10 protein-coding genes and 1 pseudogene are annotated in these 16,392 nt (G+C 71.6%); 1 reads left to right on the forward strand and 10 read right to left on the reverse strand.

Going from position 1 to position 16,392, the window contains the following annotated elements:
* Positions 1-4: 4 nt before the first annotated feature.
* The 5 genes and pseudogenes from ACFV6V_RS20750 to ACFV6V_RS20770 all read right to left on the reverse strand — a co-directional run bounded on the left by ACFV6V_RS20750 (position 5) and on the right by ACFV6V_RS20770 (position 8,473).
* A complete protein-coding gene (locus tag ACFV6V_RS20750) occupies positions 5-1,960 on the reverse strand; it encodes a PIG-L family deacetylase (RefSeq protein WP_385566991.1) in 1,956 nt (651 codons plus the stop codon).
* Positions 1,961-2,319: 359 nt separating this feature from the next.
* Positions 2,320-5,238 (reverse strand): poly(A) polymerase, encoded by a 2,919-nt coding sequence (locus tag ACFV6V_RS20755; RefSeq protein ID WP_385566993.1) that lies wholly within the window; start codon positions 5,236-5,238, stop codon positions 2,320-2,322.
* Entirely contained in the window at positions 5,239-6,948 is a 1,710-nt protein-coding gene (locus ACFV6V_RS20760; protein ID WP_385566995.1) for an RNA ligase family protein, read from the reverse strand. It lies immediately after the preceding gene.
* Positions 6,949-7,039: 91 nt separating this feature from the next.
* Positions 7,040-7,547: pseudogene (locus tag ACFV6V_RS20765) on the reverse strand (YbaK/EbsC family protein).
* Positions 7,499-8,473, reverse strand: a complete 975-nt coding sequence (locus tag ACFV6V_RS20770) for a DMT family transporter (protein WP_385566997.1) — start codon at positions 8,471-8,473, stop codon at positions 7,499-7,501. The pseudogene ACFV6V_RS20765 and the gene ACFV6V_RS20770 overlap by 49 nt, the downstream one beginning before the upstream one ends.
* An 80-nt stretch (positions 8,474-8,553) precedes the next feature.
* Here ACFV6V_RS20770 and ACFV6V_RS20775 point away from each other — a divergent pair, with 80 nt between their 5' ends.
* Complete coding sequence (locus tag ACFV6V_RS20775; protein WP_385567000.1) at positions 8,554-9,465, forward strand: LysR family transcriptional regulator; 912 nt, start codon at positions 8,554-8,556, stop codon at positions 9,463-9,465.
* Positions 9,466-9,536: 71 nt separating this feature from the next.
* Here ACFV6V_RS20775 and ACFV6V_RS20780 read toward each other — a convergent pair whose 3' ends face one another.
* The 5 genes from ACFV6V_RS20780 to ACFV6V_RS20800 form a co-directional block, all read right to left on the reverse strand.
* Positions 9,537-10,616, reverse strand: a complete 1,080-nt coding sequence (locus tag ACFV6V_RS20780; protein ID WP_385567033.1) for an ADP-ribosylglycohydrolase family protein — start codon at positions 10,614-10,616, stop codon at positions 9,537-9,539.
* A gap of 524 nt (positions 10,617-11,140) precedes the next feature.
* A complete protein-coding gene (locus ACFV6V_RS20785) occupies positions 11,141-12,241 on the reverse strand; it encodes an ADP-ribosylglycohydrolase family protein (RefSeq protein WP_385567036.1) in 1,101 nt (366 codons plus the stop codon).
* 449 nt (positions 12,242-12,690) lie between these two features.
* Positions 12,691-14,928, reverse strand: coding sequence for a putative T7SS-secreted protein (locus tag ACFV6V_RS20790; protein WP_385567003.1), 2,238 nt, complete (start codon positions 14,926-14,928; stop codon positions 12,691-12,693).
* Complete coding sequence (locus tag ACFV6V_RS20795) at positions 14,928-15,659, reverse strand: hypothetical protein (protein WP_385567005.1); 732 nt, start codon at positions 15,657-15,659, stop codon at positions 14,928-14,930. The genes ACFV6V_RS20790 and ACFV6V_RS20795 overlap by 1 nt, the downstream gene beginning before the upstream one ends.
* On the reverse strand, positions 15,656-16,012 hold the full coding sequence (locus tag ACFV6V_RS20800; protein ID WP_385567008.1) for an SseB family protein: 357 nt from the start codon (positions 16,010-16,012) through the stop codon (positions 15,656-15,658). Before ACFV6V_RS20800 ends, ACFV6V_RS20795 begins: the two co-directional genes overlap by 4 nt.
* Positions 16,013-16,392: the final 380 nt, after the last annotated feature.

The raw sequence follows: 16,392 nt of genomic DNA on the forward strand, positions 1-16,392 counted from the left end.
GTGGTCAGCCGGGCGTGCCGGCCTCCGCGTACCAGATCCACGGGCGGGCGTCCGGGCCCATGCCGACCGCCGTGGCGCCCGAGCGGCCCAGATGGAGAGTGGGGGAGCCGAGCGGCTGGGTGCCCTGGGCGCGCGTCAGCAGGTGTCCGGCGCTGAGGAGCTGGACCCGGCCGTGCAGGTCCTGGCCGAGCAGCACCCTCCCGTTCGGGGATTCGGCCACGCCGATCGAGCCGTACCCGTCGAACCGTTCGGCGCGCGTGCGCGCGGGGGAGCCGCCCGCCCGCGCCGTGAGCAGGGCGGCGGAGGCCGGCTTGCGGTAGTACAGCTCGACCCCGCCGTCGTCGGTCGGCAGCGCGGTGAGCGCACCGCCCGGGGTGGGGACCCCGCCCGGGCTGGCGGGCTTGTCCGGCTCGTTGGGCCTGAAGCTGATCTCCTTACGGGGATCGTCCTGTGTCCAGTGGTGCACGGTGTCACGGCCCGCGGCGAAGACGTGGATCCGGCCCGCGCCGTCCACGACCGCGGACATACCGTCCTGCACCTCCGCGCCGCCGAGATCGCGCCAGCGGTCCCAGCGTCCGTCCGTGCTCCGGACGCGCGTGCTGAGGCCCTTGTCGGCATTGCGTACGAAGAGATGCACCCGTCCGTCGGGGGCTGCCACCGCGACGGGAACACCGATACGGCGGCCCCGGTCATCGTCCCGCTCAGGATTGCCCAGACCCTGCCAGGCCAGGAACTCCCCGCCTGCGGCACGCTGTTCGAGCAGCACCACCTCGCGCCGGTTGTCGCCGCCGTGGCCGCCGAGCGCGGCGAAGCGCAGCCCGAACAGGAGCTGGCGGCCGTCAGGGAGGGCCGCCGAGCCCAGCGCGGGGGCGAGCGGTCCGCCGCCGAGGTCCTGGGGAGCCCCCCACTGCCCACTGCCCGGTGCGGTTTCGCGCCAGCGCACGGTACGCAGCCCGAGCACTCCGTATGCGGCGAGCCGCCCGTCCCGCTCGGTGACGACGACCGGCCCGGTGCCCGGGAAGCGGTGGTGGGTCGAGCGGACCCAGCCCTTCTTGTTGGTCAGCGGACGCGTGCCGCCCACGTTGTAGTCGCCGCAGCCCGACGGATTGCCGCAGTCCCACTGCGGGTCGCCGCCGTACGGGACGAGCAGTGCGGCCTTGTCGCGGAGTATCTGCGGCGGGAGGTTCTTGGGCCAGTGGCGGTTGTAGTAGCCGCGGAATGCGGTGGCGATGAAGCCCGGCACCTCGCCGCCGTCCTTGGTCGCGTCGGCGACCCAGCGCAGCATCGCGGCCCAGCTGAAGCCCGCCACGGCCGTGTGGTCGGGGTGATCCGAGTAGCCGGGCTGCTCGCTGTCCTTCTTGCGGGTCGCCTCGTCGCTGTGCTGGATGTCCGGGTCGGGGTCCAGGGTGTGGATCACCGTCGGGCGGTACTCGTCCATGAGCCCCACGAGCACGTCGACCAGCTCGTCGTAGTCGTACGAGACGGTCTTGCGCAGCGGGGAGTCCGCGGCGACCACGGTGTGCAGGCCGAGTGCCCGGTCGTGCCAGAGACTGCTGAGGGCCTCCCACCGCCGGGGGGTGTGCATGGGCAGATTGAGGAAGATCAGCTCGACCCGGCGGTGGCCGTTGGTGAGCGTGTTGATCTCGGCGCGATGGTCGCCCCGGAGCGTCGCGACCCCGCGCTGCCAGGGTGTGAACGTGCCGAGGCCGAGGAGAGTGGCGTAGGCCTGCCGCAGTCCCTGGTGGCGTGCGGAGGAGTAGCCGGGGCGGTCGGCGGGGACGTCCTGGGCCCCGGGGATGTGGTTCCTGCCGTCGTGGTCGCCCGCGGTGACATAGACGCAGAGCAGCGGCACGCCGGAGTCCACCATCCGCTGGGTGTCCGGGTTCATGAAGTAGAGGTCGTCGTCGGGGTGCGCGAGGATCTGCATCAGCTGCGCGCGGTGCGTACTGGCGATCGGCATACCGGGTGCGGGGTCCGCGGTCGGCGTGGGGCGGCGCGGCGAGGGTACCGAGCAGGCGGAGAGCGCGGTCGCGCCGGTGAGGGCGGCGATGCCGGTGATGACGGAGCGTCTGCGCGGGCGTCCAGGGGACCGTGGACGGCGGGTGCGTTGACCCGCTGGGCTGCTCTCGGTGCTCTCGGATATGCCGGCGGGTCTTGCCGCGGGCATGCTTCGCGCAGCGCTGTCGTCCACTTGGCCGTGCTCCGTCCGCTTCCCCCGCAGCGGGCGTTGCCTGGTCCCCGTCTGCGTACTGTGATCTCCCCTGGCGCGGAGTACCGGGCCGGTCGGGCCTGTCACCGCGCTGGGCTAGACGGATTTTCTCAGTTCCGGGTTGCTCCGTACTCCCGCGCCCCATACGTCCCGGAGTGCAGGGTCGGCACCTCACCGGGCCCTGCCCAGGTGAGCCTGGTGCCGGGCAGACCGCGCAGCCACCGGTCGGCGATGGCACCGAGGCGGTCGCGGTCCGGTGGGGTGGCGCCCAGCCCAATGGCATAACGAGTCTCCGCGGCACCGGTGTCGCCCGGACCGAGCGGCCGCGGCCACGCGTGCGCACCGGTCGCCCCCGCTGCCTCCAACGCGCCGAGCAGCGCCCGGACCCGGCCACGGACCCGGCCCTCGTCCGGACCGGTGGGCACGGTCAGCACGGCCCAGGCCGCATGTCTGCGATGCAGCGGCGGGGCTTCGAGCAGCGCGGGCCAGGGGTCCTCGCCCGACTCCGCCGCGTCGTCCAGGAGTTCCCAGGCGCGGTAGAGCTCCTGCCCGACCAGGTCCCAGCCGCCCGCACTGACCTGGTCGGTGCAGGAGCGCACCGGCGCGCTCGGGGTCATGACCGGCTCCGGCCAGTCCCAGGCCGCCCAGGTGGCGAAGAAGTGCCGCAGCAGCGTCGCGGGGTCGGGCAGCCCACCGGCTTGGGTTCCGGCCTCATGGACGGTACGGGCTGCGAGCAGCGACCAGGCCAGCCCCGGCAGCCCGCCGAACGGCGCCGCATCCAGCCCGCGAGCCCTCGCCCACATCTTCACCTCGCGCGCGAGCCGGGCGAACGCGGCCCGATGCGCACCCGCCAGCTCCAGCACCGCGTCCGCGTCGCTGACCGCGCTGAGCGCGATCGCGGCCGCCTCGCCCAACTCGGCGCGCCGGGCCACGGCCTGCGCGGGCGGGAGCGTACCCGTGGCGACGACCACCAGGTCGACGGTGAGTGCCCCGGTACGTAGCCTCAGCCCCGGCACCCTCGCGCCCGTCACCTCCCGTACGCCGGTGGCTTCCGGCAATGCGGCCAGGACCCGCGCCCGCACCTCAGCGAGCGAGGCTTCAGCGGGCAGCGCCGCCACCAGGTCCAGGTCGGCACCGGGCAGGGCGCAGCCCATGCGCCGTGAGCCGACCACGTACACGACGCCGCCGAGCGCCTCGGTCAGCCGCTGGGCGGTGGTGCGGGCGCGGTGGCCGACGGGATCGGTGGGTTCGGTGGGACCGCTGGGTTCGGCCGGGTGGGGAGCCCGGGTGTCGGCACGGCGACCCGCCCCGGGCTCGGCGCCGCGACCAGGCGCCGGTTCCGGGAGCCAGCGCAGCTCGCCCGTGCCCAGTGCGACCGTCGCCCGCACGGTCATCGGCTCGTCGGCCCTGCGGGACAGCAGCACCAGCTCGCCCACCCGGGCGTGCAGGGGAGCGTCGCCCAGGCGGGCGGCGCACTCCTCGATCAGCGCATGAGCATCCTTTGTACGGCCCAGGCTGAGGTGCGGGGTGAAGCCGCGTCGGTGGCCCCGGCAGCGGGGGAAGCGCTGTTCCAGCGCTCGCCGGAGCCGCAGCCACGGCTCCTCACCGGCGGCCGCCGGATCGAGCCATACGGTCGCGTCGTCCCGGTGACCGAAGCCGTGGACGCCCTCCAGCCGGGCGTCGAAGGGCTCGACGCCCGCGAGCGCGGCCGACAGCAGCGGTGCGGCGGCCTCGAAGCCGGACTCGGGTACGAAGCCGAACAGCAGGTTCACATGCGGCGGCCAGCGCCGTACCTGCGGGTCGTGGTCGGCGCGGATGTCCTGGACGGGTCCCCACAGCTCCTGCGGCGGGATCCACGCCACCGCCGTACGCGGGGTCGGGCGCGCGTCCAGCACCCCCGGCGGGACCTCGTCGCCGGAGAAGCCCGGGCCGTCGAGGCTGAGATCGGCCGCGACGCCGAAGTGGTCGGACGGGTAGAGCCCGTCGGCATCCGGGGCCGCGCCCAGCAGGGCGGCACCGTCCGCCCGCAGCCCCTCGGCGCGCAACAGCACCCTGTCCAGCCGGGACGCCCGGCCGGACAGGGAGGAGACCGCTGCCAGCGGGTTGACCCTGGGGTCGAAGGTGGGTGTGGTGTCGGCGGCGCCGTGCACCTCGGTCCAGGCATCCCGCATGCCGAGGGTCGTTTCGGGCAGGCCCCCGCCGTCGTTGAAGTCGCCGAGCAGCACCACATCGCCCACCACACCCGCGAGTCCTTCGGCCAGCTCGACCAGCTCGGACTCACGGCGCTGGGCGCCGTCGGCGGAGTGATCGCTGCTCAGATGGGTCACGGCCGCGACCATCGGCCCCGAGGCGGTTTCCACGACGATGGCCGCGACGGCCTTGTGCGGACCGAGGACATGCACGGCCGCCTCCCGCACCGGCACCCGGCTGAGCAGCAGCAGTCCGCAGTCGTCGACCTCCTTGCCGTCGGGGCCGGTGCCCAGCGTGTACGCGTCCCGTACCCACCGCGCGTCCAGCAGCATCGTGAGCAGCTCAGGTTCGACTTCCTGGAGCGCGATGACGTCGGCGTCCGCGTCGCGCAGGGCGGCCAGCAGCAGGGGCCGGCGACGGGCCGTGTCGATGCGCTCGCTGTCGTAGCGGTCCCACAGGGTGTTCCAGGTGACCACGCGCAGCCCGGCGCCGGCCGGGGTGCCTCGGGGTGCCGCCTCCGGCACCCAGCCCCGTGACGGGTCCCAGGCATACGGCGTCCGTGCGGTGAAGTAGGGCGCCCGCAGCCGCCTGGGGTCCCGGACCCGGCCCGCGTCCGTGGCGTCGATCCGGTCGACGCCGGTCGACCGGTCCCAGACCAGCTCACCGTCCGCCTCGAAGAACAGCACCCGGTGCCAGGGGATCTCGCCACCCGGCACGAAGTCGCCGAGCGGCACGCGCTTGGGCGCGGCGCCGCGCTGATGGACCCCTATGACAAAGCGGGCCGGATCGAAACGCGCGTCCCAGCGGACCCGGTGGAAGATCTCCTCGCTCGTACGCACTTACGCCTCCTCCTCCACGGTCCCGCCCTCACCGATGTACCAGGTGTGGTGCGCCTGGCCGGGGTACGGCGGGACGAACCGGCGCAGTTGGGCGGTGAGCGCACTGTCCGGCACCGGATGGGGCCGGGCGGTGTTGCGTCTGGCCAGCTCGTCCTCGTCCACCAGCAGCACCGCGTGGATGTGCAGCGCGTCATGGCGGCGGGCGATCCCGCGCACCAGGGAGCGCTGGTGCGGGTTGAGGGACGTGGCGTCCCACACCACGGTGCCACCCGAGGCCAGTGCAGTGTCGAGCCCGTGCAGCCCGCGGCGCAGCACCTCACCGTTGGCGCGCTGGTCCGCGCGGGCCCCGCGGGCCTCGCGCAGCTCGTCGAGGCTCACGTACGCGTCGACTCCGCCGAGACCGCGGGCGAAGTCGCTCTTGCCGCTGCCGGACGGCCCCACCATCTGGATCAGCCGGGGGAAGTCGCCCGACCGCCAGCGCCAGGTGGCCGCGACGGCCTCGTCAGCGGTGCGGATCCGGCCCTCGGCGTACGCCTCGCGTGCCTCGGCCCAGCAGCGGTCGGCCGCGTGGGCCTCCAGATCGGCGAAGGCCTTCCGCAGCGACTCCTGGTCCGGGGGCACGGCCTCCTCCGCGTACAGCGCGGACCACTCCACCTGCTCGTGTGCTTCGGCGTCCGGCGCGACCGCGTCGGCGACCGCGTGCAGCACGCCGAGGTCGACGGCGTACGACAGCCGGATGAGCCCGCTCTTGCGGTCCTCGTCCGGGTAAGGGCGGTGCAGCCTGGGGTGCAGCCCCACCAGGTCGGCGACACGGCGCGCGAGCGGCAGCCCGAGCGGTGCCGCGAGACGCCCCGCGAGTGAGCCGCGGTGGCCGCGGTGCATCAGCGCGGCGAGCACGCCCGCGAGTCGGTCGTCGCCCGTCAGCCCGAGCGCGTCGAGCCGCGCGGCGGCTTCCGCCGCCGCGCGGGGGGACCCCGAGGCCACCCCCACCGCGGTCAGCAGTGCCTCGGCGTCGGGGGCCGCCCCCGAACGCACCGCCCACAGCGCGGCGGCGGGATCCAGGCCGTTCTCGACGACCGCCGTGTGCATCCAGTGCTGGTCGGTCTGCACGTGCCCGGTCCGCACCCACTTGGCGACCCGCTGCCCGAACTCCTCCAGGGTGAAGCCCTCGACGCTGCGGACGACGTATCCCTCCGTGCGCCCCGTGTCGGGCTTGAGGGCCCGCAGGGCCCGCTCGGAGTCCCGGTCGAGTACGCCCCGCCACAGCACCGGTGGAGCGGGGATGCCGCGTTGCCGCAGGAAGTCCACGGTCCGGTCCCAGTCCAGGCATCGGCCGCCGGGGCTGTCGTCGCTGTCGTCCCAGACCGAGAAGCCGTAGAACCAGCTCTCAAGCCCGCTGTACGCGAGGGAGTGCCGGGCGAACATGTTCTCGCCGCACACCCGCCACCCGGTCGGGATCCGTTCGGCGATCCGGCCCTGGAGAGCCTTCGCCCAGGCGCGGGAGGGGTGGTGCGCGGAGTCGAGCGACCGCGCGTGCAGGCCGTCCGCGTACAGCGTGGTGTTCTCGCCGTCGAGCTTCTCGGTGACGACGACTTCCCGGCCGCGCAGTCCGCGCAGGTCCGTGACGCGTACGTCGTCCGACGAGGCCCCGGGGGACCACGGCAGATGCGGTGTCCGCGGATAGTGCGTGCGCGGCTGCTGCGTGCGCATGGTGATCGGCCCCCCGTGGCGATGACGTGCCCGGCCACTGTAGGAGCGCGGGGACGGGGTGATCGACCGAATAACGGGCTGACGGTGTGCCTCAGGACATGGCGATGGGCACGACCCGCGGCTGGGCCAGCCGGGCATAGTCGGCGCCGGAGACGGCCAGCGACCGGTCGAGCCGTGCGGCGTTGAAGTAGAGCCGCGGCCGGGCGACCACGTCCGGATCGGCCAGCAGCTCGAGCTCGGGGTCGAAGCTGAAGGGCAGCACGGTCCCGTGGGACGGCACGCGCGAGGCGCTCGGCGGTGGCGGGGTCGCTGAAGCCGGCGTACCGCGCCGCGTACAGCTCGCGCACGGCGTCGAGGTCCAGGCGACGGTCCCCGGGGACCACGGCGAGGACATGGCGGGTGGTGCGCCGGTCGGGCTTGACCCTGAGGATGATGCACTTCGCCGCCTCGGCCACCGGGTGTCCGCGCAGGGCGCTGACGGCCTCGGTGGCGCCCTCGGGGCGGTGGTCGATGAGCTGGTAGGCGGTGCCCGTGGTGTCGAGCAGGGAGATCAGACGCTCGTAGGTGTCGTGGCTGGAGGCGTGGCCGTGCTCGGGCATGGGGCGACTTCCTTGGGGTCGATGCGGTGAGTGCGTTCGATGCTCTGCCCCCAGTAGGTCCCGGCGACCATGAGCGCCGCGCCGGTGGCCGTGAGGACGCCCAGCCGCTCGCCGCCGACGACCATGCCGATGGTGACGGCCCAGACCGGTTCGGTGCCGAGGAGCAGGCTCGCCCGGCTGGCGGATGTGCGCTGCACCGCCCAGGTCTGCGCGAGAAAGGCGAACACGCTGCAGAACAGCGCGAGATGCACCAACTGCAGCCAGTCGCCGGCCGGAGCGTGGGCCAGATCGGCGAGCCCGCCGGACGTGCACGCGTACGGCAGGAAGAGCGCCGTACCGATCGCGGTCTGGCAGGTGGTCAGCTGGAGCGGTCGCAGGTCACGGCCTGCGCTCAGCCGTCCGACCAGCGCGACGTGCGCCGCCCGTACGACGGCCGCCGCGAGCATCAGCAGATCGCCGATCCGCGGGGCGTGCAGGCCGGTCGTGCCCATGAGCAGTCCCACGGCCAGCACGCACACCCCGGCAGCGGCGAAGAAGCGCGGCGGCAGCCGTCCACCTGGTGCACTGCGGTCGAGCAGAGGTGTGAGCACCACGGTCAGGCTGATGATCAGGCCCGCATTGGCCGCGCTGGTGTGGGCGACCCCGTAGGTCTCCAGCACCAGCACCGCCGCCTGGGTGAGCCCGAGGAGCGTTCCCGCCCGCGCTTCGTTCCGGGTGAGGCGCCGGGGCCGGTGGCCGGAGCGCGGACGATGGCGGGGGCGGGCGGCGACGAGTGCGAGGCAGGTGAGTACGGATATGGCGTACCGCGCGAACAGGACGATGAGGACCGGATGGGCGGACGTCGCCGTCTTGGCGGCGAGATAGCTGGAGCCCCAGACGATGGCGACCAGCAGGAGTACCGCGTCGGTACGGCGGGCAGGAGGCACGCCCTTACGGTGCCCCAGGGGGATCATGAAGCCCAGTACGTACTTCTCAAGCCATCATTCAGTTTTCCTACACTGTGCGGGTGGACGAACGTCAATTGCGGATCCTGTGCGAGCTCGGAGAGCTCGGGAGCGTCACTGCGGTCGCCGATGCGCTGCTGGTGACACCGTCGGCCATCTCGCAGCAGCTGCGGCTCTTGCAGCGTTCGATGCCCGTGCCGCTGACCGAGCGCCAGGGCCGGCGGCTGGTGCTCACGGACGCCGGGCAGGCACTGGCCGGAGCCGCGATCGAGGTGGAGAGCGCCCTGGCCAGGGCCCGGCACATCGTCGACGCCTACGTGGACCGACCTGACGGCAGTGTGTCGGTGGCGGCCTTCCACAGCGCTGCCGCCACGCTCTTCCCGCTGCTTCTCCGGGGGCTGGCGGGGCCCGGGGGCCCACGGCTCGCGCTCGCCGACGAGGATGTGGAGCAGGAGCAGTTCCCCCGGCTCACCCGGGACTACGACCTCGTCCTGGCCCATCGTCTCGCCCCGGCCCCGGACTGGCCGGGCACCGTGGCGGTCACCACCTTGCTGCGCGAACCACTCGACGTCGCCCTGCCGGCCGGCCATCCGCTGACGGCGCTCCCACGGCTGAGCCCCGCCGATGTGGCGGACCAGCCCTGGATCACGGTGCACGACGGATTCCCACTCATGGCCACGGTCGAGGCGATCGCCACCGCCGCGAACCGCCGCCTCGACATCGTCCACCGCATCAACGAGTTCACCGTGGTCGCGGAAGCGGTCGCCGCGGGCGGCGGACTCGCCCTGATGCCCCGCTGGACCACACGCCCGCACCCCGGCGTGGTCCTCCGCCCCCTCACCGGCATCCACGCCCGCCGCCACATCGACGTCCTGCACCGCCCGGAACGCACCGCCCGCAGGGCAGTCCGCACGGTCCTCACCGAATTGCACCGCGCGGCGGCGGCGATCCGGGACGGCGACGCTTCGGACTGACCATTCCGCCCGCACAGGTGAGTGCGCCGAGAGGCGTCCGGGCAGGCCCCCGACGGCCTGCCCCATCAAGCTCAGTCCCAGAGACGGCCGAGGGCGTGGATGCGGTCGCGGTACTCGAGGATCTCGGTCCACTCGTCCGGCCAGTACCTGGGTCCGTGCGCCGCTCCGGCGAAGGCTCCGGCGAGGGCTGCGATGGAGTCGGAGTCTCCGGAGGTGTGCGCTCCCCGCTGGAGGGGAGCACGGCGATAGCCCTTGACGACGAGGAAGCAGTACAGGGCGGTGGCGAGGGCTTCTTCCGCGATCCAGCCGGCTCCGACGGCCTCGCAGGGGTCCCGGTCGGGGTCCGGATTGCGCAGGGCGTCGGTCACCCTGTCGAGGGCCCCCAGGCATTCGTCCCATCCGAAGGCGATGAACGTGGCGGGGTCCGGTGCCCCTGCCTTGTGTGCCAGACTTCCGAGCCAGTCGCCGTGGTACTTGCGTCGTGACTGGAGTGCGTGCAGGCGCAGCTGAGGGAGCAGTTCGTCGAGTGCGCAGCCGTGGGCGAGGAGCCAGATGGCGTGGGCCGTCAGGTCGCTGGCGGCGAGTGCGGTCGGGTGGCCGTGGGTGAGTGCTGCCTGCAGCTGGGCGATTCCGGAACGCTGTTCTGGCGTCAGCCCGGGCACGAGGGCGACCGGGGCCACCCGCATGTTCGCGCCGCAGCCCTTGGAGCTGATGACGGTGGCGTCCTGCCAGGGGAGGCCGTTTTCCAGCGCGGCGCATGCGTCCAGGCAGGTCTGGCCGGGGGCACGGTTGTTGTCGGGGGAGTGCAGCCAGGTCACGAAATGCCTGCGCAGGACCGCCTCGACCCGAGCGGGAGCGACGGCCTGTGCCGCTCCCCACGCGGCCCCGGTCTCGCGCGGGCTCGCGGTGATCTCCGCCAGGGCTTCTCCGACCGCCAGTGCCATCTGGGTGTCGTCGGTCACCCGTACCACGCCGTCCGGGGAAAGCGGCATCTCCATCGCATGCCAGGGGCCGAACGTGGCCGTGATCTGCTGCATGTTCAGGAACTCGGTGGGGTAGCCCATGGCGTCGCCGAAGGCGAGTCCGAGCAGCACCCCGGTCGCCGCGTGCCACGGGCGCTCCTTGGGCGGGTGCCCGGCAAGGTCGCGGATCGCGTCGGAGTTCGGAGCCTCGGCAAGGGAGCCGGGCACCACATGGCTCCTGGCCGCGGGCGAGTCCCGGATCATCTCGCCCAGCGCTTCCAGCGGAGTGAGTCCACGTGCCTTGGCATCACGCAGCCCGTCGATCCATGCCACGTGGCCGTTGAGGACGGCCTTTCGGACAACCCAACCCGCGGCCGAGTCCCGGTCGTTGATCCACAGGTAGCCGATCTCCGTGCCGCTGGTGTCAGCCACAGTGACGTACTGGACGGGCCGGCGGGTCCTGGAGGCGTACTGCGGAGGTCCCTCCGTGACCACGCCTCCGTAGTCCTCGGAGTGCGGGCTGCGTCTCCTCGGCACGAAGGGGATGTTGCCCACTTCAGTGTTCACTTGCGGTGCCTACCTCAATCCTTGAACGGGGTTTCCCAGAGAGCCGGAGTGCTGTCTCAGCCGTGGTCGACTGTGCCTTTCCTACGGCAGCTGCTGGATTTCATCGCCTTTCCAGCCTGGCCCCTCGCCCCGATCCGCGGTGGCCGTCATGCCGGCACTGAGTCCCAGACTCGGGCGAGGGCGCTGAGCCTGTCCCGGTATTCCAGGACCTCGACCCATTCGGGCAGCCAGTACCGAGGGCCGTGCATCGCCCCGGCGAAGGCACCCGCGAGGGCCGCGATGGAGTCGGAGTCCCCTGAGGAGTGTGCTCCCCTCATGATCGCCGCGCGGGCGGTGCCCTTGACCACCAGGAGGCAGTACAGGGCGGTGGCGAGGGCTTCTTCGGCGATCCAGCCGGCTCCGACCGCCTCACAGGGGTCCCGGTCCATGTCCGGGTTGCGCAGCGCTTCGGTCACCTTGTCGAGAGCGCGGATGCACTCATCCCATCCGAAGGCGATGAACGTCGCCGGGTCGGGTGCCCCGGCCTTCTCCGCCAGGTTGCCGAGCCAGTCCGCGCGGTAGGTCCCCCGTGACTCCAGAGCGTAGGCGCGCAGCTGGGGGATGAGGTCGTCGAGTGCGCAGCCGTGTGCGAGGAGCCAGATGGCGTGGGCCGTCAGGTCGCTGGCGGCGAGTGCGGTCGGGTGGCCGTGCGTCAGGGCCGCTTGTAGCTGGGCGATTCCGGAGCGCTGTTCCGGCGTCAGGCCGGGTACGAGGGCGACCGGGGCCACCCGCATGTTCGCGCCGCAGCCCTTGGAGTGGATGACGGTGGCGTCCTGCCAGGGGATGCCGCGTTCGAGTGCGGCGCATGCGTTGAGACACGTCTGGCCGGGTGCCCGGTTGTTGTCGGGGTCGTGGAGCCAGGTCACGAAGTGCTTGCGCAGTGCCGCCTCGACCGCGGCGGGGGTCAGGGAGGGCGTCGCGCGCTGTACGTGGCGCGGTGCCCGTACGCGTGTCCCCGGCGGTGCCTCCGGTGTCTCCTGCGGTTCTGCGGACTGCGCGATGACCTCTGCCAGGGCCTCTCCGACGGCGAGCGCCATCTGGGTGTCGTCGGTCACCCGGACCACGTCACCCGGCGACAGCGGCATTTGCATCTTCGACCACGGGCCGAACTTCTCCCTGATCTGTTCCATGGTCAGGAACTCCGTGGGGTAGCCCATGGCGTCCCCGAGGGCGAGCCCGAACAGCACGCCTCGTGCCGCGTCCTTCACCGTGCCCTCGGGCGGCCATCCGGCCAGCGCACGGAGCGACTCGGAGTTGGGCGCCTCGGCGAGAGAGCCGGGCACGACATGGCTGGTGGTGAAGGGCGAATCCCTGATCATCTCCGCCAGTAGTGCGGACGGAGCGATGCCCCGTTCCTTGCCGTCGAAGAGGAGCCCCACCCACCCGCTGCCTTCGTTGTCAGCGGCGTAGCCGCCGTCCTTGCACGCAATCCAGTTCGCCGCGTCGGCGTCGTCGCTGGCCCATACGTAACCGATCACCGTCTCCTGGGCGTCAGCCACGGAGACGTACTGCACGGGGCCGCTGCTGCGGCGGTTGTAGCGTTCCGGGCCACCGGGCAGGATCTTGAACTGCAGATCCTGCTCGAAACGCAGATTGGTCCTGATTTTAACGAATTTCGGCTCGGCTTCCCATTCGGAGTTCACTCGAGCTTTCCTTTCTAGTTTGCGGGCAGGATCTCGCCGTAGATCTGCAGTTTTCCGTGTTCATCCCTAAAAGCCCGTGTCACCTGGTAAGTCATTCCACGCCCGAGTAGTAGCTCACGCTCGCCCGCGCCGAAGCTGCTGACTTTCTCCAGCCATAGGGCCGGAGTGCCCTCGGGAACGCGCAGATGCAGTACGGAGTCCATGCTCGAGAATCCGCCCGCTGGATTCACGCCGAGCGAGGTCGACATATAGCCCTCGTCGGTGATCCTCTGTCCGACCAGGTCTCGGGGGTTCTCGAAGTTGAGGTGGCCGGTACCCGAGCCGCGCACCACCATGACGTCCTCGGGCAGTCTGCGTCCGGCCAGCGCCTTGTCGACCTCCTCGATGTTATGGAGGACCTGCGGGGTGCCCAGGTCGGGATTCCCGCGGAGGTAGCCGTTCATCTCGTTGTAGGTAGCGTACGCGGGATTCGCCCCCCCGCTCTCGTTCGAGTATTCTCGGCATGCCCTTTGGATCGACTCGGGCATGTTCTCTGCATACTCATTCCAGTAATCTCTGCCGTATGCGATGGCTGCGTTGTTGTCGGGGAATTTGACGGCCCCATCGGTGATCTCGGCGGAGGCGACCTCATGCTTCTGCGCGACATCGAAGGCCTTGAAGTCGTCCGCCGAAGCATGTGGCTCGTACGTGAAGCCGCTGCCGGCGTTCCCCCCGGACCCGTCGTTGACGTCCTTGAGCCCCGGATTCTGATCGTCCACGAAGTCCGGAGTCGACTTCGGTTCCACCGGGTCCGTATGAGCGGCTGTCCCCGGCGCGTTGTCCGTGCTCTGCGCCGGCCCGTCCCAGTCCTTGCCGCCGGACGCCATGTCGTCGACCAGCCCCGTGGGCGCGGAGGGAGTGGGGGCATGGTCGATGGTCCAGCCCGGGGGCAGGTGGGAGCCCGCGCCGTCTGCCACACCCGTCAGAGGCGGGTGCGCGTCGGCCACCCCCGTCAGAGGGGGATGCGACGGATACGGGGGATACGGGGAATGAGGGGTGCTGCCGAATCCGCCGTCGAACTTCGGAGCCCGCGTCGCGGCGCTCGTCGCAAGGTTGGTCGCCCCCGTCTCGACGCCTTCTTTGACGGCGAGTCGTAGGCCAGTGCGTCCGAGTCCGGTGCCTTTGGTGCCTATCAGCTCGGGGACGAGGCGGCCGAGGAACTCAAACGGGTCCTTCTTGAAGCCGTCGATGACGGCTGTGACGGTTCGGTCGGGGTGGGAGACCGTGGAGACCAGGCCGGAGAGCGTCATGGAGACGTTCTGCGTGTATTGGGCGGGGTGGGTCAGGTTGTAGGGGTCCATGGGGTTGAGGCCGCGGACGAAGTTGACCAGTCCCGCTGTTCCCTTGAGGATGCCGCCGACGAAGTGGGTGTAGTCCGTCGCGTATGCCTGGGCGCTGTCGGCGAGGGTGTTGCCGAGGCGGTCGAGGGGTGGTGGTTCGGCGGGGGCGTGGGCGAGGGCCTGTTTGACCAGGGTCTCGGCGTCGCGTGCGGCGTCGTTCCGCTGTCTTCGGGCGTCGGCGAGTCTGGACTCGGCCGCTTCGAGGTAGGCCTTGCACTGGGCCTGTGCGGCTTTGGCTTCGGGGCTCTCCTTGTCCTTGGCGGTGGCCAGGGCCGCCTTGACCTCCTCCGATGCGCGCTTGCCTTCTCGGTGCATCCGGATGGCTTCGAAGGCCTCGCTCTGTGCCCATCGGACGGTCTCGGCGTACGCATCGAGGGCGGTGGCGGCCTTTTCGCACGCGTCGGCGGCGTGGAGCCATTTGGTCGGGTGGACGCCGAACTTCTCACGGAAGGCGTTGCCGCCCTCACCCAGCCAGCGTGAGGAGTCCACCTTCCGCATTCCCTGGCCGACGCGTTCGAAGGCCGCTTGGAAGTCCTTCAGGTGTGCGGTGCTCGAGCGGATCCGGCCGGGGTTGCCGTGGATGAGTTCGTTCGCTTCCTCGGTCTGGCCGAGTTGCAGCTCGCCGGGTGTCGCGCCGAGCTTGGACGCGAGGCCGTCGCCGGCGTCCCTGACCACCTCGGCGGCGCCGTGCATGCCGTGGGCGTCGAGTTGTTCCCCGGCTTTGTCGGAGAGCCAGTCGACGCCGTGACCGAGCTGTTTCTTGCCTTCGTCGAAGCCTTCCTCAAGGGCGCCGAGACCGTCGTTGACACCGTCCTCGATGCTGTTGCCGAGGTCCTTGAAGCCGTCGCCTATGTCGTCCAGCACCCCGCCCATCAGCCCTCACCACCACCCAAACCCCTGGGCGGTGCGACCTGCTGCGGCTGTTGCTGTTGCTGCGGTTGTTGCTGTTGCTGTTGGGCGGCAGCGGCCCGTTCCTCGGGAGAGGGACCGAACTTGTCGTCCAGCCACTGCTCGTACTGGGCGTCGGACACTCCGACGGACTCGTGCATGAGTTCCGGGTTGAGGCCGGGCAGCCCGACGGTCTTGGACGTCATCACGTCGCGCCCCGCGTCCTTCCAGCCCTGCGCCATGTTGTCCTTCGCCTGTTCCCAGGACTCCCGGCTGTAGTCGGGCCCACCCAGCACTCCGGATTTCGCGATGTCGCGCCACCCCTGCTTGGTGACCTCGTCCTCGGACGCGTACGGATTGCCGACGGCCGCGTTGCCGAGGATCTTGAACGTGCCCTCCATGTACTGCTCGGTCTCGTGGTAGGTACCTGCCGCGAGACCCGTCCTCACGGCGAGCGAGTTGCCCTCGTTGACGAGTGAGCGAACACCCCACTCCCAGCGCTCGCAGAACGACGAGAACGTCGCGGTCAGGCTCTCGTGCCCGAGTTCCAGTCCGGACAGGGCGATGTTGCCGAAGCCGCGACCGGCGCCGGCGAGGCTGTCGGAGCTCAGTTCCTTCAGCTCACCCAGCGCCTGCGTCAGCCCGCCGGCGATCTCACCGAGACCAGCGGCCGCAAGATCCGCGCCGCCCCCGCTCACCGCGCCGTCCCCGCTCATGCCTCCGCCCCCGTCTCCCCGACTCCGGTGAAGCCCCTGTCCACCGCCGCCGCGTCCGGTACCACCCCGGCCACCGGCGGGAACAGCACCGCGTGCTCCTCGCCGTCGGCCGCGTCCAGGGCCACCCCGCACGGCACCCCGGCGCTCGGTACCGCCGCATCCAGCAGCCGGGCACCGAGGACCGTCTGGTACTCCCAGTCGGCGTCGCCCTCGCCCCGGGCGATCGCGTACCGGGCCAGCGCCGACTCGTCGGAGAACGCGAGGATCCACCGCACGCCGCCGAAGTCGGTGGTCAGCAGGGCGCCGGAGTGGCGCGGTACGAGCACCGCCGTCTCCCGAAAGGCCTCCAGCACCGCCGCGAACTCACGCCGGCGCGTCTCCGCCTCCGGGTCCAGCGGCGGCGCTCCCGGAACACCGGGCCGGTACGCCCCGGGGGCGCCGGCGGATGCCGGAGGGGCCGGAGACCATGCACCGGGAGGACTGAGTGACGGGCCGGGCGGAGACCACCCTGCTGGCGGAGATTCCGGCGCGGCACCGGCCGCCCGTACCGGCGCCCGCTGTGGTGCGGCATCCACGGCCGGTGAGGCTGTCATGTCTATGTAATCGGCCAGGCGGGACCGACGCGTCCCGCCCGAACTGCCCCCGTGATCGTTCACCGCGGCAGCGTCGCACAGCCGTGCGACGCCTGCACGGAGCACATCCCCTCGATCCGCAAATGCGTGCGATGTCGCTC

This window comes from Streptomyces sp. NPDC059828 (assembly GCF_042731955.1).
Taxonomy (GTDB): Bacteria; Actinomycetota; Actinomycetes; order Streptomycetales; family Streptomycetaceae; genus Streptomyces.

Excerpts from the sequence above, each read along its gene's own strand:
- ACFV6V_RS20750 (WP_385566991.1), bottom strand. The coding sequence starts at position 1,960 with ATGCCGATCGCCAGTACGCACCGCGCGCAGCTGATGCAGATCCTCGCG.
- ACFV6V_RS20760 (WP_385566995.1), bottom strand. The coding sequence starts at position 6,948 with ATGCGCACGCAGCAGCCGCGCACGCACTATCCGCGGACACCGCATCTG.
- ACFV6V_RS20790 (WP_385567003.1), bottom strand. The coding sequence starts at position 14,928 with ATGGGCGGGGTGCTGGACGACATAGGCGACGGCTTCAAGGACCTCGGC.
- ACFV6V_RS20795 (WP_385567005.1), bottom strand. The coding sequence starts at position 15,659 with ATGAGCGGGGACGGCGCGGTGAGCGGGGGCGGCGCGGATCTTGCGGCC.